Source organism: Halostella litorea (assembly GCF_004785955.1).
GTDB lineage: Archaea > Halobacteriota > Halobacteria > Halobacteriales > Natronoarchaeaceae > Halostella > Halostella litorea.
Map to the genome: position 1 here is coordinate 208,502 of NZ_SJER01000005.1, position 21,346 is coordinate 229,847.

At 69.6% G+C, this 21,346-nt stretch carries 29 protein-coding genes; 15 read left to right on the top strand and 14 right to left on the bottom strand.

What is annotated here, in order from left to right; translation table 11 throughout:
- Positions 1 to 42 precede the first annotated feature (42 nt).
- The gene (locus EYW40_RS15935; RefSeq protein ID WP_135822646.1) at positions 43 to 990 is read left to right on the top strand and encodes an FKBP-type peptidyl-prolyl cis-trans isomerase; all 948 of its coding nucleotides are present in this window, start codon (positions 43 to 45) and stop codon (positions 988 to 990) included.
- Between the two features lie 126 nt (positions 991 to 1,116).
- On the opposite strand, the gene EYW40_RS15940 is transcribed toward EYW40_RS15935, so the two are convergent.
- The gene (locus EYW40_RS15940; RefSeq protein WP_135822647.1) at positions 1,117 to 1,743 is read right to left on the bottom strand and encodes an RAD55 family ATPase; all 627 of its coding nucleotides are present in this window, start codon (positions 1,741 to 1,743) and stop codon (positions 1,117 to 1,119) included.
- Positions 1,744 to 1,824: 81 nt separating this feature from the next.
- On the bottom strand, positions 1,825 to 2,454 hold the full coding sequence (locus EYW40_RS15945) for a MinD/ParA family ATP-binding protein (protein ID WP_135822648.1): 630 nt from the start codon (positions 2,452 to 2,454) through the stop codon (positions 1,825 to 1,827).
- A gap of 102 nt (positions 2,455 to 2,556) precedes the next feature.
- Here EYW40_RS15945 and pyrB point away from each other — a divergent pair, with 102 nt between their 5' ends.
- The 10 genes from pyrB to EYW40_RS15995 all read left to right on the top strand — a co-directional run bounded on the left by pyrB (position 2,557) and on the right by EYW40_RS15995 (position 10,687).
- Positions 2,557 to 3,471: an aspartate carbamoyltransferase gene (gene pyrB, locus EYW40_RS15950; protein WP_135822649.1), complete on the top strand. Its 915-nt coding sequence runs from the start codon at positions 2,557 to 2,559 to the stop codon at positions 3,469 to 3,471.
- Positions 3,468 to 3,929, top strand: a complete 462-nt coding sequence (gene pyrI / locus EYW40_RS15955; RefSeq protein WP_135822650.1) for an aspartate carbamoyltransferase regulatory subunit — start codon at positions 3,468 to 3,470, stop codon at positions 3,927 to 3,929. The genes pyrB and pyrI overlap by 4 nt, the downstream gene beginning before the upstream one ends.
- A 201-nt stretch (positions 3,930 to 4,130) precedes the next feature.
- Positions 4,131 to 4,955 (top strand): hypothetical protein, encoded by an 825-nt coding sequence (locus tag EYW40_RS15960; RefSeq protein WP_135822651.1) that lies wholly within the window; start codon positions 4,131 to 4,133, stop codon positions 4,953 to 4,955.
- 161 nt (positions 4,956 to 5,116) lie between these two features.
- Positions 5,117 to 6,397 (top strand): glycosyltransferase family 87 protein, encoded by a 1,281-nt coding sequence (locus tag EYW40_RS15965; protein WP_135822652.1) that lies wholly within the window; start codon positions 5,117 to 5,119, stop codon positions 6,395 to 6,397.
- 39 nt (positions 6,398 to 6,436) lie between these two features.
- Positions 6,437 to 6,619: a DUF1918 domain-containing protein gene (locus EYW40_RS15970; RefSeq protein WP_135822653.1), complete on the top strand. Its 183-nt coding sequence runs from the start codon at positions 6,437 to 6,439 to the stop codon at positions 6,617 to 6,619.
- A 9-nt stretch (positions 6,620 to 6,628) separates the two neighbouring features.
- A complete protein-coding gene (locus tag EYW40_RS15975) occupies positions 6,629 to 7,054 on the top strand; it encodes an RNA-binding protein (RefSeq protein WP_135822654.1) in 426 nt (141 codons plus the stop codon).
- Positions 7,055 to 7,094: 40 nt separating this feature from the next.
- Positions 7,095 to 8,531: an NAD(P)H-hydrate dehydratase gene (locus EYW40_RS15980; protein WP_135822655.1), complete on the top strand. Its 1,437-nt coding sequence runs from the start codon at positions 7,095 to 7,097 to the stop codon at positions 8,529 to 8,531.
- Positions 8,528 to 9,007 carry a cyclic pyranopterin monophosphate synthase MoaC gene (moaC, locus tag EYW40_RS15985; RefSeq protein ID WP_135822656.1) on the top strand — a complete coding sequence of 160 codons (480 nt, stop codon included), beginning with the start codon at positions 8,528 to 8,530 and terminating at the stop codon, positions 9,005 to 9,007. Before EYW40_RS15980 ends, moaC begins: the two co-directional genes overlap by 4 nt.
- A gap of 158 nt (positions 9,008 to 9,165) precedes the next feature.
- Entirely contained in the window at positions 9,166 to 10,173 is a 1,008-nt protein-coding gene (locus EYW40_RS15990; protein ID WP_135822657.1) for an NAD(P)H-dependent flavin oxidoreductase, read from the top strand.
- A gap of 64 nt (positions 10,174 to 10,237) precedes the next feature.
- Positions 10,238 to 10,687 (top strand): acyl-CoA thioesterase, encoded by a 450-nt coding sequence (locus EYW40_RS15995; protein ID WP_135822658.1) that lies wholly within the window; start codon positions 10,238 to 10,240, stop codon positions 10,685 to 10,687.
- Here the strand turns inward: EYW40_RS15995 and hflX are convergent.
- Positions 10,684 to 11,979, bottom strand: coding sequence for a GTPase HflX (gene hflX / locus EYW40_RS16000; protein WP_135822659.1), 1,296 nt, complete (start codon positions 11,977 to 11,979; stop codon positions 10,684 to 10,686). The genes EYW40_RS15995 and hflX overlap by 4 nt on opposite strands.
- A 204-nt stretch (positions 11,980 to 12,183) precedes the next feature.
- Here hflX and EYW40_RS16005 point away from each other — a divergent pair, with 204 nt between their 5' ends.
- Positions 12,184 to 12,492 carry an FUN14 domain-containing protein gene (locus tag EYW40_RS16005; RefSeq protein WP_135822660.1) on the top strand — a complete coding sequence of 103 codons (309 nt, stop codon included), beginning with the start codon at positions 12,184 to 12,186 and terminating at the stop codon, positions 12,490 to 12,492.
- Between the two features lie 12 nt (positions 12,493 to 12,504).
- On the opposite strand, the gene EYW40_RS16010 is transcribed toward EYW40_RS16005, so the two are convergent.
- From EYW40_RS16010 to EYW40_RS16030, 5 genes are all read right to left on the bottom strand, one after another.
- Positions 12,505 to 13,230, bottom strand: coding sequence for a ribosome assembly factor SBDS (locus EYW40_RS16010; RefSeq protein ID WP_135822661.1), 726 nt, complete (start codon positions 13,228 to 13,230; stop codon positions 12,505 to 12,507).
- A 90-nt stretch (positions 13,231 to 13,320) separates the two neighbouring features.
- On the bottom strand, positions 13,321 to 14,112 hold the full coding sequence (gene psmA, locus EYW40_RS16015; protein ID WP_135822662.1) for an archaeal proteasome endopeptidase complex subunit alpha: 792 nt from the start codon (positions 14,110 to 14,112) through the stop codon (positions 13,321 to 13,323).
- Between the two features lie 4 nt (positions 14,113 to 14,116).
- Complete coding sequence (locus EYW40_RS16020) at positions 14,117 to 14,596, bottom strand: Rpp14/Pop5 family protein (RefSeq protein WP_135822663.1); 480 nt, start codon at positions 14,594 to 14,596, stop codon at positions 14,117 to 14,119.
- Entirely contained in the window at positions 14,593 to 15,258 is a 666-nt protein-coding gene (locus EYW40_RS16025) for a class I SAM-dependent methyltransferase (RefSeq protein ID WP_135822664.1), read from the bottom strand. Before EYW40_RS16025 ends, EYW40_RS16020 begins: the two co-directional genes overlap by 4 nt.
- Positions 15,242 to 15,946, bottom strand: a complete 705-nt coding sequence (locus EYW40_RS16030) for an RNase P subunit p30 family protein (protein WP_135822665.1) — start codon at positions 15,944 to 15,946, stop codon at positions 15,242 to 15,244. Before EYW40_RS16030 ends, EYW40_RS16025 begins: the two co-directional genes overlap by 17 nt.
- Before the next feature lie 163 nt (positions 15,947 to 16,109).
- Between EYW40_RS16030 and EYW40_RS16035 the strand changes: the two genes are divergently transcribed.
- Positions 16,110 to 16,895 (top strand): formate/nitrite transporter family protein, encoded by a 786-nt coding sequence (locus EYW40_RS16035; protein WP_135822666.1) that lies wholly within the window; start codon positions 16,110 to 16,112, stop codon positions 16,893 to 16,895.
- Positions 16,896 to 16,901: 6 nt separating this feature from the next.
- Here the strand turns inward: EYW40_RS16035 and EYW40_RS16040 are convergent, their stop codons facing one another.
- Together EYW40_RS16040 and EYW40_RS16045 are read right to left on the bottom strand one after the other, a co-directional pair.
- Positions 16,902 to 17,180, bottom strand: coding sequence for an acylphosphatase (locus tag EYW40_RS16040; RefSeq protein ID WP_135822667.1), 279 nt, complete (start codon positions 17,178 to 17,180; stop codon positions 16,902 to 16,904).
- Between the two features lie 81 nt (positions 17,181 to 17,261).
- A complete protein-coding gene (locus EYW40_RS16045; RefSeq protein ID WP_135822668.1) occupies positions 17,262 to 18,146 on the bottom strand; it encodes a DNA-3-methyladenine glycosylase family protein in 885 nt (294 codons plus the stop codon).
- Between the two features lie 86 nt (positions 18,147 to 18,232).
- Here EYW40_RS16045 and EYW40_RS16050 point away from each other — a divergent pair, with 86 nt between their 5' ends.
- Positions 18,233 to 18,685, top strand: a complete 453-nt coding sequence (locus EYW40_RS16050; protein WP_135822669.1) for a DUF555 domain-containing protein — start codon at positions 18,233 to 18,235, stop codon at positions 18,683 to 18,685.
- A gap of 119 nt (positions 18,686 to 18,804) precedes the next feature.
- Here the strand turns inward: EYW40_RS16050 and EYW40_RS16055 are convergent, their stop codons facing one another.
- Positions 18,805 to 19,044: a UPF0058 family protein gene (locus EYW40_RS16055; RefSeq protein ID WP_121821469.1), complete on the bottom strand. Its 240-nt coding sequence runs from the start codon at positions 19,042 to 19,044 to the stop codon at positions 18,805 to 18,807.
- A gap of 166 nt (positions 19,045 to 19,210) precedes the next feature.
- On the opposite strand from EYW40_RS16055, the gene EYW40_RS16060 reads away from it, so the two are divergent.
- Positions 19,211 to 19,615: a translation initiation factor IF-2 subunit beta gene (locus tag EYW40_RS16060; RefSeq protein WP_135822670.1), complete on the top strand. Its 405-nt coding sequence runs from the start codon at positions 19,211 to 19,213 to the stop codon at positions 19,613 to 19,615.
- Here the strand turns inward: EYW40_RS16060 and EYW40_RS16065 are convergent, their stop codons facing one another.
- From EYW40_RS16065 to EYW40_RS16075, 3 genes are all read right to left on the bottom strand, one after another.
- A complete protein-coding gene (locus EYW40_RS16065) occupies positions 19,616 to 19,795 on the bottom strand; it encodes a DUF7836 family putative zinc-binding protein (RefSeq protein WP_135822671.1) in 180 nt (59 codons plus the stop codon).
- A gap of 43 nt (positions 19,796 to 19,838) precedes the next feature.
- Positions 19,839 to 20,810 carry a transcription initiation factor IIB gene (locus tag EYW40_RS16070; RefSeq protein WP_135822672.1) on the bottom strand — a complete coding sequence of 324 codons (972 nt, stop codon included), beginning with the start codon at positions 20,808 to 20,810 and terminating at the stop codon, positions 19,839 to 19,841.
- A 224-nt stretch (positions 20,811 to 21,034) separates the two neighbouring features.
- Positions 21,035 to 21,337: a DUF8036 family membrane protein gene (locus EYW40_RS16075; RefSeq protein WP_135822673.1), complete on the bottom strand. Its 303-nt coding sequence runs from the start codon at positions 21,335 to 21,337 to the stop codon at positions 21,035 to 21,037.
- Positions 21,338 to 21,346: the final 9 nt, after the last annotated feature.

Sequence of the window (21,346 nt, forward strand, 5' to 3'; positions counted from 1 at the left end):
GAAAACGTGGTCCTTAAATGGCGACCGACAGTGGTAGAAGGTATGAGCGAGGAACCAGAGGCCGACACGGCCGATGAAGCGGACGCCACCGAGGGCGAGGAAGACGTCGAGCAGGAGGAAGGACTCCAGCAGGGTGACTTCGTCCGCCTCGACTACACCGCACGCACCGCCGACGGCGGCCAGCTCGTCGACACGACCGACCCCGAGGTCGCCGAGGAGGAGGGCGTCGACGACCAGCAGACCACGTTCGAGCCCCGCGTCGTCGTGCTCGGCGAGGGTCACATCTTCGAGGACGTCGAGGAGGACATCTACGGCGAGGACGTCGGCGCGTCCGGCTCCGTGACCGTCCCCGCCGAGGACGCGTTCGGCGAGCACGACGAGGAGGAGGTCCGCACCGTCAGCGCCGACAAGATCCCCGAGGACGACCGCTACCCCGGCGCGCACGTCGACGTCGACGGCCAGCACGGCCACGTCGAGACGATCATCGGCGGCCGCGCCCGCGTCGACTTCAACCACCCGCTCGCCGGCGAGGACGTCGAGTACGAGTACGAGGTGCTCGAGGAGGTCGAGGACCGCGTCGAGAAGGCCCAGGGCCTGATCGGCATGTACGTCGACGCCGACCTCGAGATGTGGATCGAGACCGACGAGGTCGAGGAGGAGGTCGAGGTCGAATCCGACGAGGACGCCGAACCCGAGTTCGAGACCGAGACCGTCGAGAAGGAGACGCTGTACATCGAGTCCACGCCCCAGCTGGCGATGAACCAGCAGTGGATGATGTCGAAACAGCAGGTCGCACAGGACGTCGTCGACCGGCTCGACATCGACCGCATCATCGTGCAGGAGACCCTCGGCGAGGGCCCCGGCATGATGGGCGGGATGCCCGGCATGATGGGCGGCGGCATGGGCGGCGGCGACATCGAGGACGCGCTCGAGGACGCCGACGTCGACGCCGACGAGATCGTCGAGGAGCTCGAGGACGTCGAGGAGTAATCGCCGACGCGGTCGCGACGTATTTTCGCGGTACCGACGGAACTCATCGAAGAGCGGCGGGTGTCGGCACCGAATCGGCGGTCACCGACCGGCCAGCGGGAGGCCGACCGGGGGGACTCCGCCGCCCTACGCGATGTCGCGGCTGGTGTCTATCGCCACTTCCTCGGTGAGTTCAAGCTTGATCGTCTCGCCCAGCGCCTGGCCGCCCCGGAACTTGGGGACGGCGAGGCGGTTCACCATGTCGGTGCCCTCGACGCGCGTGTCGAGGTCGAACACCACGTCGGCCATGTGCTCGGTCGCGTCGCGGTTTCGGGGCACGTCGTGCCCGTCGAGGCAGTGAAGGATGGCGATGGAGCCGGTGTTGACCATCTGTGTCTGGAGTTCGTTGAGAAACGTCCGGAACCGGGGCCGGTCGCGCCGTTCGAGCGGGTCGACCGGGTCGATGATCAGGTTCGCGCCCTCGGGGAGCGCGCGGATGAGGCGGTTGGCCTCGTCGAGGGGCTCGCTCCCCCCGACGTCGCGGACGGTCGGGTTGCCGGTCGACGTGTTCGTCGCGTCGATGGCGTCCTTGACCGCCTGGTCGGACCGGTGGGTGGTGAGGTACAGCGTCCCCCGCGCGGCGGTCAGTTCGTACAGCAACAGTTCCGACTGACTCGCCGGCGACGCGGTGAGCGCGACGATGTTGCCCTCGGGAACCCCACCGTTTAGCTTCCTGTCGAGGACGTCGATGCCCGTCTTCAACCGGCTCCCCATGCTACGACTCAAAATACGGGGCCGACCCCATAACCTTTTGCCTCTCCGAAAAGGGCGAAAAGGACCCCGCCGGGGCCGCGCTCATCCGTCGAGGTCGACGACCCGAACCGCCCGGCGGAACGCGGCGACCGTCGCCCGTGACCGGAGCGGTGCCTCGCCGCCGTCCGGGACCGCGACGGGTCGGTCGACGCCGAGCAGCCCTCCGACGCCGTCGGGCACGTCGTCCGTCCGGACCACGACCGCGCCGGCCGGCGGCGCGTCGAGTTCGCGCGCCATCGCCGCGGTCTTGGCGGCGTCGCGCAGGCTCTCCGGCGTGGGCAGCGAGACGAGCAGCGTCGCGTCGGCCGCCCGGAGCGGCGCGGCGGCGTCCGGTCCCGCGCCCGCCGGACAGTCGAGCAACACGTGACGGTCCGCTCCCCGCAACTCGGAGAGTGCGGCCGGGAGATCGAGGTCGGCTCCGGGCGACGCCGGAAAGATCCGGACGCCCCCCGTCGTCGGGTCCGGGTGAGCGGCGGCGGTGGCGTCCGGCCCCTCGACCGCGTCCGCGAGCGTCGGCTCCGCCGGGACCCCGGCGAGCGCGTGCAGGTTCGGCATGTCCCGGTCCGCGTCGACCGCGAGGACGCGCCGCCCGGCGTCGGCGAGCGCCCTGGCGAGGCCGAGCGCGGTCGTCGTCTTCCCACAGCCGCCCTTCCCGCCGGCGATAGCGATCACGTCCCCCCGTCGCCGCGGCTTCCGGTATCAACGTTCGCCCCGACCTGTCGCCCGGGGAACGGATGGAGGGATTCAAGGGGTCCCGGCGAGCGTCACTAGGCGATGCGGCACGACCATCTCGTCACGGCGAAGCAGTTAACGCGGGCCGACGTCGAGACCGTCCTCGACCGGGCGGCGGAGATCGACGCCGACCCTGGGGCGTTTCGGGACCGACACGCCGGGGCACTGCTGGGCCTCCTCTTTTTCGAGCCGAGCACCCGGACGAAGATGAGCTTCGAGGCGGCGATAAAGCGCCTCGGCGGCGACGTCGTCGACATGGGGTCGGTCGAGTCGTCCAGCGTCAAGAAGGGCGAGAGCCTCGCCGACACCGTGCGGGTCATCGAGGGGTACGCCGACGCCCTCGTGCTCCGCCACCCGCGCCAGGGCGCGGCGAAGATGACCGGCGAGTACGTCGACGTGCCCCTGCTGAACGCGGGCGACGGCGCGGGCCACCACCCGACCCAGACCCTGCTCGACCTGTACACGATCCGCGAGAACGCCGGGCTCGACGACCTCACCATCGGCATCATGGGCGACCTGAAGTACGGCCGGACGGTCCACTCGCTTGCCCACGCGCTGACGAACTTCGACGCCCACCAACATTTCATCAGCCCGGAGAGCCTCCAGCTCCCCCGGAGCGTCCGGTACGACCTCCACGAGGCCGGTGCGACCGTCCGGGAGCACACCGACCTGGAGGCGGTCCTGCCGGACCTCGACGTGCTGTACGTCACCCGGATCCAGCGCGAGCGGTTCCCCGACGAGAACGAGTATCACGCCATCGCCGGCGAGTACCAGGTCGACGCCGACACGCTCGCGGCCGCCAGGGACGACCTCACCGTGATGCACCCGCTCCCGCGTGTCGACGAGATCGCCGCCGACGTCGACGACACCGACCACGCGACGTACTTCGAGCAGGCCCACAACGGCGTGCCGGTCCGCATGGCCCTGCTCGACCTCCTCCTGGGTGATTCCGAATGAGCGAGCACGAACTCCGCGTCAGCAAGATCCGCGACGGCACCGTCATCGACCACATCCCCGGCGGGCAGGCGCTGAACGTCCTCGCCATCCTCGCCATCGACGGCAGCGGCGGCGAGGAGGTCAGCATCGGCATGAACGTCCCCAGCGACCGCCTCGGCCGCAAGGACATCGTGAAGGTCGAGGGCCGCGAACTGAGCCAGGACGAGGTAGATGTCCTCTCGCTCATCGCGCCCGACGCGACGATCAACATCGTCCGCGACTACGACGTCGTCGACAAGCACCGCCTCGAACGCCCCGAGGAGGTCACCGGCGTCCTGACGTGTCCGAACCGCAACTGCATCAGCACGGACGACGAGCCGATCGACTCCCGGTTCGCCGTCCTCCCCGACGGCGTTCGGTGCGAGTACTGCGAGACGATCGTCCGGGATAGCATCCCGGACCTCATCGACGCGGCGTAGCTCGTCCCAGAAATTCTATATACCAGCGCCGCCTACATTAGGGCATGTCAAGGAAAGTCAAGTTCCTGCTCGTCCTGGTCCTGATCGCGGTCGCCGTGAAGCTCTTCGCCGGCGGCGACGCCCCCGAGGAGATCGAGTACGACGAGCCGTAACGAACGGCGTAACGGAACTTCTTACCGACGCCACCCCGTAGCGACGCCCATGTACGGCGTCGTCACGCGCAACGAGGAGGAGCTGGAGTGGGGCGAGTTCGACCGCGGGTTCTACGAGGTCAAGGACGTCACCGGCCGCGCGGCGGAGCCGCTGGAAACCGGCGTGAACATGATCTCGTGTTTCGGCGACACGGCGGCCGGCGAGGCCGACCCCGAACTCGTCCCCGTCAGCGAGGACGGCGAGCGGGCCACCCGGGACCAGCCGTACTTCGACTGGGGCTACGTCTGTCCCTCCCGGGAGCAGTACCGGGCGGGGCTGCTGGAGATGGTCGAGGACTGCGCCGCGGCGAATCCCGACGTCCGACTCGACGACGTGGGCTTTCCGCGGGCCGGCTACTGCCACTGCGAGGTCTGTAACGAGCGGTTCGCCGACAGCGAGTTCGAGGACCGGTCGGCCTGGCGCGCCGACGTGATCACCGAGTTCGTCGCCGACGCTGCCGACCGGATCCCGGGGACCACGTACCTCACGCTGTACCCCGACCCGTACCCCGGCCACCTCCACGAGCGGGCGGGCCTGGACCTCGACGCGCTGGCCGCCCACGTCGACGAGTTCGTCGTGCCGCTGTACGACATGGCCTACGAGACGACGTACTGGCTGGAGACCATCGCGAGCGGCTTCGCCGACCTGCTCGACGCCCCGTTCAGCGTCGAACTGTACGCCGTCGACGTCGACATCGACAACCTGATCCACGCCGCCGACGTCGCCGCGGAGTACGGCGAGTCCGTGCTGTTCGGCTACGACGCCAGCAACGCCCGCGCCGCCGTGCGCCGCATGCGGGCGGACGCGCAGGACGGGAAGCAGTACGGCGAGTAGCTCGGCCGTCGACCGCCACAACCGCACTTTCTCAGAGCCAGCAACACCCAGCAACTTTGATAGTAATGATACGACTACCCCATCGTAGCGATGATGGATTCGCCGAACGCGCGACCTGATAGTCCCCCCCTCCTTTGGCCCCTCCCCGGGGGCGTGAGACGATGATCGCGAACGATACGGACCGGCTCCCCGACCGCGTCGGGGTCCGGGCGGTCCTGCTTGCCGGCATCGTCGGCGGCACGCTCGTCCCCGTGTACTACCTCCTGCTCGCGGACGTGACGCCGCTCGCCTGGGACTTCCGGGCGTACCGACACGCCGCCGAACTGTTCGTCAGCGGGGAGCCGTTCGTCGGCGTGGAGCCGCCGGTCGGCGGCGGCGAGTGGGTGTACCCGCCGATCGTCGTGGTGCTGTTTGCCCCCCTGGCCGCGTTCCCGACGTGGACGGGCGCGTACGTCGCCTTCACCGTCGTCAACGTCGGCCTGCTCGCGCTCACAGCGGCGCTCATCGTCCGAATCGCGGAGCGCGTCCGCGGGGAGCGGCTCCCGAGCCTCGACCGCACGCTCCTGTGGCTGTTCGTCATGGGGAACACGTTCGCCGCGGTGGTCCTCGGCCAGGGACAGGTCGACCCGCTGGTCGCCGCCTGCCTCGCGGGCGGCGTGCTCGCGCTCGAACGCGAGCGTGAGATCCTCCCGGGCGTCCTTTTCGGGCTGGCCGCCGTCATCAAGCTCTTTCCCGTCGTGGTCGGCGTCTGGCTCCTCTACCGGCGCGCGTACCGGACCGTGGCCGCCGCCGTCGGAACCGGCCTCGCGGCGGTCGCCGCCAGTTTCGCCCTGTTCGGCGTCGACACCCACCGCGCGTATCTCGACCTCATCCTGCACGACCGCAGCCGGCTGTCGGACGCGGCCGCCGGGCTCGACCCCAACTACTCCGCGCTGACCCTCCACCGACCGCTCTCGGCGCTGTTCCCGGAACTGTCGCCGCTCGCCTACGTCGCCCTCGCCGTCGTCACCGCCTTTCCGATCGTCGCGGTCTGTTGCCTGCAGTCCGCCACGGTCACCGACCGCCTCGTCGCGTTCCTCGCGACGGTCGCCGCGGGGCTGCTGGTGACGCCCGCCACGATGATCCACCACGCGGTGTACCTGCTGGTGCCGCTGCTCCCGCTGCTGTACGGGATCGAGCGGCCGGGCGTGCGCAGGCTGCTCTGTCTCGGCACGCTGTTCATGCTGTTTCCGGTCCTCCCGGCGCAGATCCAGCGGGCGTTCGCCGTCAGCGACGTCCCCGCGGTCGTGACGTCGAACGTGATGCGCGTGGTCACGCCCGTCCTGTCCGTCGGGACCGTGACGCTGTACGGGCTCCTGATCGTGTTGGCCGCCTGCGTCAACTATCGGCTCTGGGGGATCGGCCGGCGCAGTTCGGTGCCGTCCCGCTCGGCGGACGACTGAATAGATCAATTTTTACCCGCGCCGACGGAACTGGGGAGCATGAGTTTCGAAGAGGACGACCGCGTGGTTCTGCACGACGAGCACAGCGAGCACGACGGCGAGGAGGGGACGATCACCCAGGTGATGGACACGATGTTCGGCGACAGCACCTACACCATCAGCTTCGAGGACGGCCAGGAGACGGGCGTCCCCGAGGACTCGCTCGAAGCGGCCGAGGAGTAACCCGAGCCGATGGCGAGCGTCCCCTTCCACTACGTCGACCTCCGCGCGTTCTGTTATGCCACCGAGGACGAGAAGCGCGTCGAGGGGGCGCTCCGAAGCTTTCTCCCCGAGGAGTTCCCCGTCCAGCGCGCCCAGAGCGAGGGCCACCACGGCGACCGCATCGTCGTGCTGTCGGCCCGCGTCGAGAACGCCGACGGGATCAGGCACGTCCTCGACCGCGTGATGGAACTGGAAGACATCGACCGGCTCGTCGACGAACTAGACGAGCGCGTCACCGAGAACTGCGAGTTCTTCGTCCACCTCGACAAGCAGGCGGCGTTCAACGGGCGGATCGAACTCGGCGAGGGGATCACCTTCCGCGCGAAGGTGGAGGCCTACCCCGCGAAGAAGGAGGCCGCCGTCGAGAACGCCCGCGAGGCGCTCACCCGGGAGTGACCCCGCAACGTTAACGCCCGCGGCAGCCGAACCGTCGGCCATGATCACGAGCGAGCGGATGGCCGTCGTGGACGCCAACGCCGAGGCGCTGGGCGTCCCGCGGAAGCAGTTGATGGAGTCGTCCGGCAACGCCGTCGCCCGCGAGGTCCGGGCGGTCGCCGACCCGGGCGACCGCGTGGCGGTCGTCGCCGGGCGCGGGAACAACGGCGGCGACGCGTTCGTCGCCGCGCGCTTTCTCGACGAGTTCGACGTGACGACGCTGCTGCTCGGCCGCGCCGAGCGGATCGGCACCGACATCGCCCGGGAGAACTGGGCGGCGCTGACCGCCGCCGAGGCCGACGCCCACGAGGTCACGGACTCGGCGGACTTCGCACTGCCCGAGTGCGACGTTATCGTCGACGCGATGCTCGGCACTGGCGTCACGGGCGCGCTCCGCGAGCCGGCGGCGACGGCGGCCGAAGCGATCAACGACGCCGACGCGGCCGTCGTCGCGGTGGACGTCCCCTCCGGCGTCGACGCCGACACCGGCGGGAGCGAGGGCGTCGCCGTCGAGGCGGACCGGGTCGTCACGTTCCACGACGAGAAGCCCGGGCTGTCGGAACTGGACGCCGACGTTCGGGTCGCGGACATCGGCATCCCGCCCGCAGCCGAACTGTTCGTCGAGCGCGGCGACCTGCAGTCGCTCTCGCGGGACCCACTGAGCCACAAGGGCGACCACGGCGAGGTGCTCGTCGTCGGCGGCGGGCCGTACACCGGCGCGCCGGCGCTCGCCGGCCAGGCGGCGCTCCGGGCGGGCGCGGACCTCGTTCGAGTCGCGTGCCCCGAGACGGTCGCCCGCGAAGTGCAGGGATACGAGGAGAGCCTCATCGTCCGGGAACTGCCCGGCGAGCGCCTCCGCGCCGGACACGTCGACCGGCTGCTCGATCTCGCGGACGAGCACGACGCCGTGGTGTTCGGGCCGGGGCTGGGCGACGCCGAGGAGACGGGCGCGGCCGCGCGGGAGTTCCTGTCGTCGTTCGACGGCACCTGCGTCGTCGACGCCGACCCGCTCCGTCAGGTGCCGGACGTGAAGACGGACGCCGAGTTGATCTGCACGCCCCACCAGGGAGAACTGCTGGCGATGGGCGGCGAGACGGCCGACGACTGGCGCGAACGCATGGACCTCGTCGAGTCCTTCGCCGCCGACCTCGGCCACACGCTGCTGGTGAAGGGCGCCTACGACGTGGTCTCGGACGGCGACCGGACGCGGGTGGGACGCACCGGCAACCCCGGCATGACCGTCGGGGGCACCGGCGACGTACTCGCCGGGATCACCGGCGCGCTGGCGAGCATCCGGGACCCGGTGACCGCGGCGGGGATCGCGGCGTACGTCAACGGCCGCGCCGGCGACCTGGTCGTCGACGAGCAGGGGTACGGCCTGCTGGCGACAGACCTGCTGGACGGCATCCCCGAGGCGATGTGGGGTGACGACGAATGAGCGACGACCTGACCCACACCGACGACGAGGGGGACGTGCAGATGGTCGACGTGGGCGACAAGCCGGACACGGCGCGGCGGGCAGTCGCACAGGGGACGATCCGCCTCCAAGCGTCGACGGTCGACGCCGTCCGCGAGGACGGGATCGGGAAGGGCGACGTGCTGGCGACGGCCCGCGTCGGCGCGGTCCAGGCCGTCAAGCACACCTGGGAGACGATCCCGATGTGCCACCAGATCCCCATCACGAACGTCGAGACGGAGTTCGACGTTCGGGAGGACCGGATCGACCTGACGGTCGCCGTCGAGACGACCGGCAAGACCGGCTGCGAGATGGAGGCGCTGGAGGGGGTGACGACGGGGCTGAACGTCGTCTGGGACATGGTGAAGGCCGCCGAGAAGGACGCCGACGGGGAGTACCCCGACACCGGGATCGGCGAGGTGCGCGTCGTCGAGAAGACGAAGCGGCCGCTGGAGTAGGGCGAGCAGGCGACGCTAGCGGTCCGCGGGGCGGCGCGTCGCGCAACCGCTGACGCCCCGCGGCGGGCGGTCAGGGCACGGCGGGACTGGCCGTGTTTTCCGGGATAAACCCACGGCGAGGGAGAACGTTTTCCGCGGCGGGGGTTCTCGGACGGCGTATGGACACGCCGTTTACGGATCTGGTCGGCGTCGACCACCCCGTCGTGCAGGCACCGATCGGGAGCGCGACGTGCCCGGAACTGGCCGCCGCGGTGTCGAACGCCGGCGGACTGGGCCACCTCGCTGTCACGTGGCGCGACCCGGACGACACGCGGGACGCGATAGCGCGGACGCGCGAACTGACCGACCGCCCGTTCGCGGTCAACGTCGTGCTCGACGACGCGACGACGCAACGACCGACCGAGGAACACCTCGCGGTTTGCCTCGACGCGGGCGCGGAGGTGGTCTCGCTGTCGTTCGGCGACGCCGCGCCCCACGTCGATCAGGTCCACGACGCCGGCGGCGTCGTGTTCCAGACCGTCGGGAGCGCCGCCGAGGCGCACGACGCCGCGGACGCGGGCGTCGACGCGGTGGTCGCGCAGGGCTGGGAGGCCGGCGGCCACGTCCAGAGCGAGGTGGCGACGATGCCGCTGGTGCCCCGCGTCGCCGACGCCGTCGACGTCCCCGTGGTGGCCGCCGGGGGCATCGCGGACGGCAGGGGGATCGCGGCGGCGCTCGCGCTCGGGGCCGACGCGGCGTGGCTCGGGACGCGCTTCGTGGCGACGGCGGAGGCGAACGTCCACCGCGCGTACCGCCGGCGCGTGACGGACGCCGACGAAACGGCAACGGTGTACACGGACCTGTTCGACAAGGGGTGGCCGGGGACCCCCCACCGCGTCGTCGAGAACGGGACCGTCGACCGGTGGCGCGAGGCGGGTGAGCCGACCCCCGGCGACCGGCCCGACGAGGACGAGGTGGTCGCGAGAACTGGCAGCGGGGAGCCCGTCGAACGCTACTCGGAGGCGCTCGCGACGCCGGACGTGGACGGCGACGTCGGCGCGATGGCGCTGTTCGCGGGGCAGAGCGCGGGACTGACGGACGAGGTCTCGCCCGCGGCCGACGTGGTCGGCGACCTGGTCGACGAGACGGAGGCGGCGATAGACCGCGTCTCGGAACTCCGGACCTGAGCGGGCGAGGGAAGGCAGCGACGGCCGGACCAACACTCTTCCGCGGTCCCGGCGAACGTCCGGTATGCCGAACCTGATGGAGACGTACATCGAGAACCGGAACCGCGTCCAGCCGAACCACGCCAACAACCTCGGGACGGTCCACGGGGGCAACGTGATGAAGTGGATGGACGAGGTGGGCGCGATGTCGGCGATCCGCTTTGCGGGGCAGTCCTGCGTCACGGCCAGCATCGACCACATGGACTTCCAGCGGCCGGTGCCGACCGGCGACACGGTGGTCGTCGAGGCCTACGTCTACGACGCCGGGAAGACGAGCGTGAAGACGCGGATCCGGGCGTACCGCGAGAAACCCGAGACGGGGGAACGCCAGCAGACCACGGAGTCGCGGTTCGTCTTCGTCGCCGTCGACGAGGACGGGTCGCCGTCGGGGGTGCCGGAGCTCTCGGTCGACTCGGAGCGGGGCGAGGAGTTGCTGGCGGCGGCCCGGAAGATGGAGCGGGCGGAGATGGATTAGGCCGACTCCGCGAGCGACAGGTCGGCCGCCTTCGCCCGGGACTGGTCCACGACCGCGGGGCGGGCCTCGAACTCGACGACGACGTCGCCGTCGCCGTAGGTGACGTCGTCGACGCGGGCGTGGTCGTGGAGCCAGGAGACGACGCTCATCGTGTCGTCGGTCATCGGCATGACGAGCGTCTCGCGCTCCCAGTCCGGCAGTTCGCGGTCGATCCGGTCCCGCAGGCGGTCGACGTCGATCCCCTCCTTCCCGCTGACCGCGATGGGGTTGGGGGCGAGCGCGGACAGCGCCTCCCGCTTCTCGGCGAGTTCGTCGTCGTCCACGAGGTCGATCTTGTTCAGCACGGTGACGATGGGCGCCTCGTTGCGCTCGTACAGCGTGTCGTGGGAGGTGACTAGCTTCTCGCGGATCGCCTCGACGGGTTCGCTCACGTCGACGACGAGCAGGACGAGGTCGGCCTGGTACACCTCGTCGAGCGTCGACTTGAACGACTCGACGAGCCAGTGGGGCAGGTCGCTGATGAATCCGACCGTGTCGGTGAGCAACACGTCGCGGCGCTCCATGTCCATCCGCCGGGTGGTGGTGCCCAGCGTGGTAAAGAGGCGGTCCTCGGACTCGGCGGTCTCGTCGAGGTCCGGGTGGAGGTCCTCGTTCTCGTCGACGTCAAGGTCCTCGGCGAGGCGGCGCATCAGCGTCGACTTGCCGGCGTTGGTGTAACCCGCGAGCGCGACGAGGTCGAAGCCGGACTCGCGGCGCTGGGCGCGGCGCTGCTCCTCGGTCCGCTCGATCTTGTCGAGTTCGTCCTTGATGCGGCTGATACGGGCCTTGATGTCCTGCTCGCGGCTCTCATCGTACTCGCCAAGCCCCATGAACCCGGGGCGCTCGTCGCGCTTGGCGAGGCTGGCTTTCGCCTCGGCGCGGGGCAGTTCGTAGCGCAGTTCCGCGAGTTCGACCTGGAGCTGGGCCTTCCGGGTCTGGGCGCGCTGGCCGAAGATGTCGAGGATGAGCGTGAACCGGTCGACGACCTCGACGCCCTCGGGGAGCTTCTGCCCGAGGTTGAACGTCTGGTACGGGCCGAGCCGGTTGTCGAAGACGACGGCGTCCGCGTCGGTCCGGTAGACCTTCCCCGCCAGTTCCTCGGCTTTCCCCTCGCCCAGTTCGAGCGCGGGGTCTTCCTCCCTGGTCTGGGTCACCTCGTCGACGACGGTGTAGCCGGCGGCCCGCGCGAGGTCGCGGATCTCGCCGGTGTCGGCCGTCCCGGAGTCGACGCGTTTGGCGATTATCGCTTTCATGCTGGTGCTTGCGATGTCGCTGTCACCCTTTCACCCAGCTACGCACTCGACCCATTTAAACCCGAGCCGCCCCGAAAGACTGGTTGGTGTTCTTATCATAACAACTCAGAGACTGCTTCGGGCGACGTTCGACCGCAAGCCGGCACCGCGCTTTCCCGGCGCATGCCACAAAGCTCATAACATCTAGCTCCCGTCCTATCGGATATGGTAGCAATCGATCCGCAGCAACTGGGCCTCGAGTTCGGGAGCGGGGCCCTCATCGGAGCCATCATCGGCTTCGCTGCGAAGAAGATCGCCAAGCTCCTGGCCGTCATCGTCGGGCTCGAACTGGCGCTGTTCAAGTTCCTCGAATCGAAGGGCATCCTCACGGTCGACTGGAACCGCCTGTCTGCGGGCCTGTTGCAGACCGGCGAGAAGGTACAGGACCCCGGCTGGATCGCGCCGATACTCTCGACGCTGTCGATCGGCGTCGGCTTCACGGGCGGGTTCCTGGTCGGGTTCAAGAAGGGATAGAGCAGCGCCGGTCTAACGGGTGCTTATCTCGTCCTCGTCCCGGACGATCTGGGTTTCGGCCTCGCCGCTCGTGATCTCGTTGACGGTGTCGTAGAAGTCGTTCTGGAGCCCGGCCGGGAACGTCAACACGCCGATCCACGAGCCGTCTGGCTGCCACTCCTCGCGTTCGAGGTCGCCGTACGACCGGATCTTCGCCTGCGCGCTGCCGGCGTGGTCCGGCGGGACGTTCACCGCGACGGTCACCTCGTCGAACCGGATCGGGATGACCGGGCGGAGGTCGTCTAACGCCTCGTCGACCTGGCTCTCGACCGGCTCCATCGGGTCGACGGTGAACCCGGCCTCCTCCAGGGCGTTGTCGATGCGGTCGGGCGGATGGGGGGCGTCGTCCATCTGTGGGTTGACCGCGTTGCGCGCGATCCGCTGGATCAGCTGTTTGCGCTTTTGCTCCTGCATCTCGCGGCGCTGCTCGGCGGTGATCTGGATCTCCCCGCGCTTGATGACCTCCGGGATGATCTCTATGGGCTCGGTCGTGCCGAACACGTCCTCCAGGTCGTTCTCGGCCGGGCGGTCGCCGCGGCTGGCGTTCTCGAACACGTCCTCGGCCGCGATGACGTCCTCCAGGTCGCCCTCGAACTCGTCGCGCTTTATCTCCAAGGCGGCGTCGGGGTCGACGAGCACCTCGAAGCGCGCCCCGTGGGATTCGAGCCGCGCCGTCACCGCGTCCTCCAGCGATATCATGTCCGGCAGTAACGCGGCCCGATTAAAAGGTGTTTCCCGCGCTGACCCGTCGCGGGGACGGAGCCGTCGCGGCGGCCCGCGGGAGCGGGGTTACTCCTCGCTCTGCTCGTCGTCCGCGTCGTCGGCCTCGGATTCGTCGGCCTCGGACTCGTCGGCCAGCAGGTCGTTCTCGGCGAGGTACTCCTCGACCTCGTCGTCGGTCAGCGGGATGTAGCTCTCGGACTCCGCGTCGACCGTCGAGAGGCCCAGTCCCTGCGGGGAGAGCTTGCCGTCGTTGACGGAGGCGAGCGCCTCCAGCGCGAGGGTGATGCCGCCGTCCAGGTCGGCGTCCTCGTCGTAGTTCTCCTCCAGGTACTCCTGGATCTCGCCGCGGTCCGCGCCGACGGCCAGCGCCTTCCACTCGTAGGGCGTGCCGCTGGGGTCGGTTTCGAACAGGCGCGGCTCGCCGTTGTCGATGCCGCCGACGATGAGCGCGACGCCGAACGGGCGCGCGCCGCCGACCTGCGTGTACTGTTGGATGTGGTCGGTGACCTCCTTCGTCAGCGTCTCGACGCCGATCGGCTCGCCGTAGCGGACCTGGTTCACCTGCGCCCGGCGGCGGGCGAAGTCGATCAGCTGGCGGGCGTCGGCGACGTGGCCCGCGCTGGCGATGCCGACGTGGTCGTCGACCTTGTGGAGCTTCTCGACGCTCGTGCCTTCCAGCAGCGGCGACCGGATGCGCTTGTCGACCGCAAGCACCACGCCGTCGCTGGTTCGCACCCCGATGCTCGCCGTGCCTCGTTTGACCGCCTCTCGCGCGTACTCCACCTGGTACAGCCGGCCGTCCGGCGAGAAGATCGTGATCCCGCGGTCGTAGGCCTGCTGTTGGGCTTGTCCCTGCATAGTATCACTCGAAATCGAGTTCCGTCGCGCCGACGAACGAGCCGTCGAGCCGCACGTCGACGTCGCCGTTCCGGGCGTGGGCGGCCCGCCGATCGTTCTCGAACGCGACCTTTCTCTGCTCGAAAAGTTCCCCACGGCGTCCTAAATACTTTTCTTCACAGGCCCGGACGGTGCCGCTCGTCCCCCGGACGGCGACGCCGACCGGGTGGCCGTTCACCTCGTCGACGCAGGCGACCGCCGCCCGCGCAGCGTCGGCGTGGCCCCGCCGGGCGCGCACCACCGTCTCGCCGTACCCGTCGGCGAAGTCGAAATCGAGCACGGTGAGGTCGGCGTCGGCGCTGCCCGCGTCCCCGAGCAGGTTCTGGCCCGCGTACCACAGTTCGCGCTGGAACGCGCCGCGGTCGACGTCGGCGTCCGGCCAGCTCTCGACGGTGACCGCGAGGTAGCGCCAGCGCGGCCGGAGGTGCTTCGGGAGGTGCTTCATTCGTCGCGGTCGCCGTCGACCGGGGCGTCGGCCCCGGTCACGCCGGCCGGCTCCGGCCCGCGCTCGGCGGCGAGGACGCCGACCTGCTCGTCGACCAGTTCGACGGCGGTCAGGGCAAAGCCCGCGTCGGTCAGCGCGTCCGCGAGCACGCCGACGGTCGCGGGGTCGTCGACCTCCGGGCTGTAGAACGGCGCATCCGGGTCCGGCTCGTCGAACAGCATCACGTCGCCGACAACGAACCGCCGGGGGTCGAGCGCGGCGACCGCGTCTATCGCCTCGCGCTTCTCGTCGTCGCTCAGGTGGTGGAGCGCGAAGTTCGTCGTGACCACGTCGACGTCGGCGTCGTCGGGGACGTTCGGCTCGCGGAAGCGCCCCTCGCCGAACTCGACGTTGTCGAGGCCTCGCTCGGCGGCTTTCGCCTCGGCCTGCTCCAGCATCCCCTCGCTGATGTCGCGTCCGATCACGCGGCCGGCGTCGTCGGCGAGCGCGAGCGCGATGGCTCCGGTGCCCGTGCCGAGGTCCAGAACGGTGTCGCCGTCGCGCGGCGCGGCGTGTTCGACCACGAGGTCCGCGCAGGCGCGGTACTCCGGGGACTCGTCGTCGTCGTACTCGTCGGCCTTCTCCGAGAAGCGCTCGGCGTGTTCCTCAAGGCTCTTCTTCATACCGACCACGTTCGACCCCCGGCTCAATGAACGCCTCGGACTGGCGCTCGCGGTTGCGCTTTGCGAGCCGGCCCCACTCCCGGAGCCCCGTCCGGACCTGCTCGGCGGAGAACCCGACCGCCTCCCCGACCGCGACGAGTTCGCGGGGGGCGCGGAGCTGGAGGTGCGAGGACGGGTCGGCGCTGACGACGTACGGCGCGTCGTAATGGTCGACGACTTCCCGGAGCCTCCGGAGCTTCGACAGCGCCTGCACGCGCTGCCCGCCGCTCTCCCGGAGGACCGGCGAGAGGTCGAACTCCACGCGGACGCCGTTCGCCCGGGCGGCCTTCGCCAGCACGTGGTTGAAGTCGCCGTCGCCCCGCATCGGGTGGGCCAGCACGTCCACCCGGGGCTGTTCGACGGCGAAGCGGTTCAGCTCCGGCGTTCCGCCGGCGACGAGCAGCAGCGTCGCGTCGCGGCGGTAGTTGCCGACGGCGCCGCTCGCCGCCTCCGGGCCGTCGGCGCGGACCGTCAGCCCGTCGACCACGTCGACGCCGTACGCCTCGCGGACGCGCTCGGCGTCGTACTCGGCGCGAGCGTCGCCGCCGTTGCGGACGACCACCCCGTCGAACCCGTAGTCGGCGGCGGTGCTGGCCAGCCGCGCGACCGTGCTCTCGCCGTCGGGGCGGGCGTGGACGGCCTCGTACATGCCCCGACGAGGGGCGCGGCGGGCCTTTGCAGTTGCGGAACGGCGGGCGGCGTCGGCATCCCTGGGGCCGCTCGCGGCTGATAGCGGACCCCGATCCGTCCGCCCCTCGACATGTAACCTCCCGCCGTCCGAGCCTTTTCAGCGTCGCCGCCGTCGATCCGGCGTGTCCATCGCGCCCGACCCCTCGGAGGTGTTCCACCGCGCGGCGGACGAGGGCGAACGCCGCCTCGACCAGTCGACGCTGGAACTGGTCTCGACGAGCGTCATCGCGGGGTTCACGGTCGTCTTCGGCCACATCGCGCTGGGGATCGTCGACGGGCTGGCCGCGCCCCAGTTCGGCGAGTTCGCCCACGTCGCCGGGTCGCTCGCGTTCGGCGTCGGCGTCGTGTTCCTGATCGTCGGGCGGGCGGAACTGTTCAACGAGAACTTCTTCGACCCGGCCGCGACGGCGGTCGAGAAGGGCGGGGTCGGGGCGGCGTCGCTCCTCCGGCTGTGGACGCTCACCTTCGCGTTCAACCTCGTCGGCGGGGTCCCGTTCGTCCTCCTGCTCTCCGTCAAGGGCGCGCTCCCGACGCCGGCGGTGGAGGTGCTCGACGCGACCGCCGTCGGGATCGTCCGCCGGGAGTCGGTCGCCGAGTTCTCGCGGGCCTTTACCGGCGGCGCGCTGGTGGCGCTGCTGTCGTTCATGCTGAACGCCGTCGACAGCGTCGGGAGTCGGATCGCCGTCGCCTACGCCGTGGGGGTCCTGCTGGCGCTCGGCCCGTTCGACCACGTGATCGTCACCGTGTTGCACGTCTGCTTCGGCCTCTTCCTCGGCGCGCCGGTCGGCCTCGGTGCGCTGGCCGTGACGACGGCGGTCGTGACCGCCGGCAACGTCGTCGGGGGACTGGGCCTGGTCACGCTCACCCACGTCACGCAGGCGATCGGAGCCCGCGAGTCCGAGGGCTGAGGCCGGTCACCGCCGGATCCGGAAGCCGTCCTCGCCCTGCGGTTCGCCGTACTCCACCTCCACGTCCTCGACGGTCGCCATCTCGCTGCCCTCGTGGCAGAACTCGACCATCGACTCGACGGCCTCTTCGGCCCCCTCGAAGACGGCCTCGACACGGCCGTCCTGCCGGTTCCGCACCCAGCCGTCGACGCCCGCCTCCTCGGCGGTCTCCCGCGTCGTCGCGCGGAAGTAGACGCCCTGGACGCGGCCGGAGACGAACACGTGTGCACGCGTGCGCTCGCTCATGTGCGGCGGATCGACCGCCGCGGGCAAGAAGGTGTCGCGAGGCCGGGACGCGCGGTGCGCCCAGTGGCCGGGAGTGCGACCTCACTCGGTCCGCAAGTGATGAAAGACGTACGTCTGGACGTATCCCGCGTACTCGCCGCCGAACCGCTCGCGGATGGCCCGGGAGGTGTCGGCGTAGTTGCCGCGGTCGCAGTCGGGGTAGTAGTCCTCGATCGTCGTCCGGATCCAGGTGTCGAGCGGGACGGCTTCGAGGAAGTCAAGCGAGAACAGCAGGACGCAGTCGGCCACCTTGTCGCCGACGCCGACGAACCGCGTCAGGTACTCTCGGGCCTCCTCGTAGGGCAGATCCCGCGCCTCGGCCGGGTGGGCCTCGCCGTCGGCGACCATCTCGGCGGTGCGCTGGACGTACGGCGCGCGGTAGCCAAGCCCCAGGTCCCGCAGTTCCGCCTCGGTCGCGGCCGCGAGCTGTTCGGGACGGGGAAACGCGTGGTACGTCCGGCCGTCGAACTCGACGGGGTCGCCGTACGCCTCCGCGAGCGCCGTCACCATTGAGTGGATGCGCGAGACGCGCATCTGCGCCGAGCAGATGAAGGCGACCAGGCAGCCGAAGGGCGGGTCGTCGACGAGGCGCATCCCGCGGAACCGCTCGTACGCCTCGCGGATCAGGTCGTCGTCCGGCGAGGCGTCGACGATGGCCGGCAGGTCGTCGTCGAGGCGGAGCAGTTCCCGTAGCTTCGGCTCGGCGTCCGTCGTCGACGCCCACTCCAGTCGCCCGTCGACCTGCCGGGCGCGGATCACGTCGCCGTCGACGACCGTCGCGTACCACGCCGACCCGCCGTACAGGCCGTCGGTCTCGTACGTCCGCCCGTCCTCGCGCCGCCAGAGGTACGACTGACCGCTCTCGACGGTCGACTGGAGGTCGAAGCCGCCGGGGAGCGACGCCACGTCGATAGCACCCGTTTCCATCGTTTCCGGGCAGGGCTGGCGGCGTTATGGCCGTTTCGTGTTGGGGCTAAGCTTCATACTGTTGGCCATCGAAGAACAGTATGGCCATGAACTGCAGAGTCGTCGTCGAGGCCGCGGTGCCGGTGTACGACGTGGAAAACCCCGACGAGGCGGTCCGGATCGCCATCTCGAAGACCGGCGAGATGCTGAACCCGGACCTCAACTACGTCGAGATAAACATGGGCGAGCGACACTGCCCCCACTGTGGCGAGGGGCTCGACCCGGCGTTCATCGCGGCCGACGAGAGCCTCGTTGCGCTCGAACTCGAGATGACCGTGTTCAACGTCGAGCGGGAGGAACACGCCTCCCGGATCGCCCGCAAGGAGATCGGCCAGCGGCTGGAGAACATCCCGCTGGAGGTCCTCGAAGTCGAGGTCGTCGAGGAGGAGGACATCGAGGACGAGTCGGCCGACGAGGGCGAGTCGACGGAGGACGGGTCGGACCGCGACGAGTCCGACGACGACGAGGTCCTCCCGGAGTTCGAGGACCTGATCGAGTAGCCCGCGGTCGCTCTGCAGTTTTCACTTCTCCGCGGCAGGTGCGGGACGGCTCCGACGCGAGAGAAACGACGGCGCAGCGGCTGGGCAATGTGAGATCCGGCAGAACGCGAGGTCCCGTTTCAGTCTGCGGCGGCAGGAACCGTCTCGGACGTCTCCTCGTCCTCCATCTCGGAGGTGATTCCGGTCGCCAGTGCAAAGACCGCGGCCTTGTGGTCGGTCTTCGACTTGTGGATCGATGTGGGTCGTACGCCCAGGGACTCGTACTCGTCGAGGTCCACGGGAACGCCGTTTCGCTCCTCGTAGTGGTTGGAAATCTCTGCAAGCAGGCCGTGAAGGTGGATAAGCTCCTGCTTTTTCATGGACAGCAATCTCTTACGACTGGAGGGTTATATTATTATCTTGAGTCCCGTTAACACACATCCCCTCATATCGGGGTTGTGAGAGCTATTGACACGGGTTCGCGGGGCGAGCGAGGGGACGGTTGGAGTCTGAACTTTTTTGGTCGGCGATCGGCTTTGGCCGGATATGGACTACGACGAGCAACTGGACCGCGCGATCGAGGCGACGCCCGAGATAGAAGGGACGAGCGACCGCTTCGACGTCCCGGACCCGGACGTTCGTCAGGAGGGCAACGCCACCGTGTACGAGAACTTCCAGGACACGGTCGACCGCCTCGGCCGGGACGACGAACACGTGATGAAGTACCTGCAGGACGACCTCGGGACGAGCGGCCACATCGACGAGAGCGGCCGCGCGCGGCTCACCGGCGAGTTCAGCGAGCGCCGGATCGACGAGGCGATAGGGGAGTACACCGAGGAGTTCGTCCTCTGTGACGAGTGCGGACTGCCCGATACCCGCTTCGAACGCGAGCAGGGCGTGCTCGTGTTGCGCTGCGAGGCCTGCGGCGCGCGGTCGGCCACGAGTTCGTAGCTACTGGAAGGTCTTCAGCGTCTCCAGGTCGCGGTTCGTCCGCGTGAACTCGGCGGTCCGACGGGACGCGTGACAGTTCGGGCAGTGGAACATGTCGTCGTGTTTCGGGAGGTCGCTCGGCGACGACTGCCAGTCTTTCGCACACTCGGGACAGACCAGCTGCACAAACGCTTCCTCCATGCCGTAGCACGTCACGCGGGACCGTGAAAAACTTTGTCGGGGATCAGGCGGTCGCGGCGGTCGACCCGGCCGCTTCGAGGAGTTCCTTGTAGCGGTTGCGGATGGTGACCTCGCTGACGTTGGCGACCTCGCCGACCTCCGACTGGGTCACCTTCTCGTTGGCGAGCAGCGAGGCGGCGTAGACGGCGGCGGCCGCGAGGCCGACCGGCGACTTCCCGCTGTGGAGCCCGGTCGTCCGCCCGTCGTCGAGGAGCGTCCGTGCCTGCCGCTCGACCTCCTCCGAGAGGTCCAGATCCGAGCAGAACCGCGGGACGAAGCTCTCGGGGTCGGCGGGCTGGACCTCAAGGCCCAGTTCGCGGACGACGTAGCGGTACGTCCGGGTGAGTTCCATCCGGTCGACGCGGCTGACGGCGGCTATCTCGTCGAGGCTCCGCGGGGTGCCGGCCTGGCGGGCGGCGGCGTACAGCGAACTGGTCGCGACGCCCTCGATGGAGCGACCCGGCAGCAGGTCCTCCTCGAGCGCGCGGCGGTAGATGACGCTGGCGGTCTCCCGGACGTTCTCGGGCAGGCCGAGCGCTGATGCCATCCGGTCGATCTCGCCGAGCGCCTGCTTCAGGTTGCGCTCCTGGGAGTCGCGGGTGCGGAACCGCTCGTTCCACTTGCGGAGGCGCTGCATCTTCCGGCGCTGGCGCGAGGACAGGGAGTTGCCGTAGGCGTCCTTGTCCTGCCAGCCGATGTTGGTCGAGAGGCCCTCGTCGTGCATCATCTTCGTCGTCGGCGCGCCGACGCGGCTCTTGCGGTCCCGCTCGCCCGCGTCGAACGCGCGCCACTCGGGGCCGTGGTCGATCTCGTCCTCCTCGACGACGAGGCCGCAGTCCTCGCAGACGGTCTCGCCGCGCTCGGTGTCCGCGCGGACGGAGCCCGAACACTCCGGGCAGACCTCGGTCTCGTCGCGCTCGTCGGGCCGCTCTCGCTCGGATTCGCCGTGTATCGTTCGTATCGTGGTGTCTGTCATGATGGGGTGGGACGGAACCGGCTACCGGGGGCGGGAAACCAAAAGAACCCGGGTGCTTCCTAACTATAGGTTAGACCGCAAACCATATAAGCCTTCCCCTTACCTTTAAATGAGGTGCTGTGCTCGGTTAAGAGGTTGTCGGAGGTCGGCGGCCGGAAGGTAGATGCGGCGGACGGGTGTGCGACTCGACTGGCCGTGGACGGACGGCCGCCGGAACGCCCGCGTCAGTCCCACGTCACCCACGCGATGAACGCGAGCGCCACCGCCTCGAACACGCGGAGGAGGGTCAACAGTCGCTGGGGCGCGACCGGCACGTCGGCCATCCAGGCGCTCATCACCGGGTCGAGCATGTAGAGGTAGAGCGCGACGGCGTTCTCCAGGAACAGCATGACGGCAAACAGCAACAGGCCGAGCGCGTGCTTGGAGCGGAACCGCCTGTAGTTGCCGGCCCAGACGTAACCCAGGCCGAGCAACAGGAGGAGGTTGACCGCGATGGCGACGCGGGCCACGTCGTACCAGAGCGTCATCTCCCCTCA

Bases quoted from the DNA above. Each gene is read 5' to 3' on its own strand.
- EYW40_RS15935 (WP_135822646.1), top strand. From the start codon at position 43: ATGAGCGAGGAACCAGAGGCCGACACGGCCGATGAAGCGGACGCCACC.
- EYW40_RS15940 (WP_135822647.1), bottom strand. From the start codon at position 1,743: ATGGGGAGCCGGTTGAAGACGGGCATCGACGTCCTCGACAGGAAGCTA.
- pyrB (WP_135822649.1), top strand. From the start codon at position 2,557: ATGCGGCACGACCATCTCGTCACGGCGAAGCAGTTAACGCGGGCCGAC.
- pyrI (WP_135822650.1), top strand. From the start codon at position 3,468: ATGAGCGAGCACGAACTCCGCGTCAGCAAGATCCGCGACGGCACCGTC.
- EYW40_RS15960 (WP_135822651.1), top strand. From the start codon at position 4,131: ATGTACGGCGTCGTCACGCGCAACGAGGAGGAGCTGGAGTGGGGCGAG.
- EYW40_RS15965 (WP_135822652.1), top strand. From the start codon at position 5,117: ATGATCGCGAACGATACGGACCGGCTCCCCGACCGCGTCGGGGTCCGG.
- EYW40_RS15970 (WP_135822653.1), top strand. From the start codon at position 6,437: ATGAGTTTCGAAGAGGACGACCGCGTGGTTCTGCACGACGAGCACAGC.
- EYW40_RS15975 (WP_135822654.1), top strand. From the start codon at position 6,629: ATGGCGAGCGTCCCCTTCCACTACGTCGACCTCCGCGCGTTCTGTTAT.
- EYW40_RS15980 (WP_135822655.1), top strand. From the start codon at position 7,095: ATGATCACGAGCGAGCGGATGGCCGTCGTGGACGCCAACGCCGAGGCG.
- moaC (WP_135822656.1), top strand. From the start codon at position 8,528: ATGAGCGACGACCTGACCCACACCGACGACGAGGGGGACGTGCAGATG.
- EYW40_RS15990 (WP_135822657.1), top strand. From the start codon at position 9,166: ATGGACACGCCGTTTACGGATCTGGTCGGCGTCGACCACCCCGTCGTG.
- EYW40_RS15995 (WP_135822658.1), top strand. From the start codon at position 10,238: ATGCCGAACCTGATGGAGACGTACATCGAGAACCGGAACCGCGTCCAG.
- hflX (WP_135822659.1), bottom strand. From the start codon at position 11,979: ATGAAAGCGATAATCGCCAAACGCGTCGACTCCGGGACGGCCGACACC.
- EYW40_RS16005 (WP_135822660.1), top strand. From the start codon at position 12,184: ATGGTAGCAATCGATCCGCAGCAACTGGGCCTCGAGTTCGGGAGCGGG.
- EYW40_RS16010 (WP_135822661.1), bottom strand. From the start codon at position 13,230: ATGATATCGCTGGAGGACGCGGTGACGGCGCGGCTCGAATCCCACGGG.
- psmA (WP_135822662.1), bottom strand. From the start codon at position 14,112: ATGCAGGGACAAGCCCAACAGCAGGCCTACGACCGCGGGATCACGATC.
- EYW40_RS16020 (WP_135822663.1), bottom strand. From the start codon at position 14,596: ATGAAGCACCTCCCGAAGCACCTCCGGCCGCGCTGGCGCTACCTCGCG.
- EYW40_RS16025 (WP_135822664.1), bottom strand. From the start codon at position 15,258: ATGAAGAAGAGCCTTGAGGAACACGCCGAGCGCTTCTCGGAGAAGGCC.
- EYW40_RS16030 (WP_135822665.1), bottom strand. From the start codon at position 15,946: ATGTACGAGGCCGTCCACGCCCGCCCCGACGGCGAGAGCACGGTCGCG.
- EYW40_RS16040 (WP_135822667.1), bottom strand. From the start codon at position 17,180: ATGAGCGAGCGCACGCGTGCACACGTGTTCGTCTCCGGCCGCGTCCAG.
- EYW40_RS16045 (WP_135822668.1), bottom strand. From the start codon at position 18,146: ATGGAAACGGGTGCTATCGACGTGGCGTCGCTCCCCGGCGGCTTCGAC.
- EYW40_RS16050 (WP_135822669.1), top strand. From the start codon at position 18,233: ATGAACTGCAGAGTCGTCGTCGAGGCCGCGGTGCCGGTGTACGACGTG.
- EYW40_RS16055 (WP_121821469.1), bottom strand. From the start codon at position 19,044: ATGAAAAAGCAGGAGCTTATCCACCTTCACGGCCTGCTTGCAGAGATT.
- EYW40_RS16060 (WP_135822670.1), top strand. From the start codon at position 19,211: ATGGACTACGACGAGCAACTGGACCGCGCGATCGAGGCGACGCCCGAG.
- EYW40_RS16065 (WP_135822671.1), bottom strand. From the start codon at position 19,795: ATGGAGGAAGCGTTTGTGCAGCTGGTCTGTCCCGAGTGTGCGAAAGAC.
- EYW40_RS16070 (WP_135822672.1), bottom strand. From the start codon at position 20,810: ATGACAGACACCACGATACGAACGATACACGGCGAATCCGAGCGAGAG.
- EYW40_RS16075 (WP_135822673.1), bottom strand. From the start codon at position 21,337: ATGACGCTCTGGTACGACGTGGCCCGCGTCGCCATCGCGGTCAACCTC.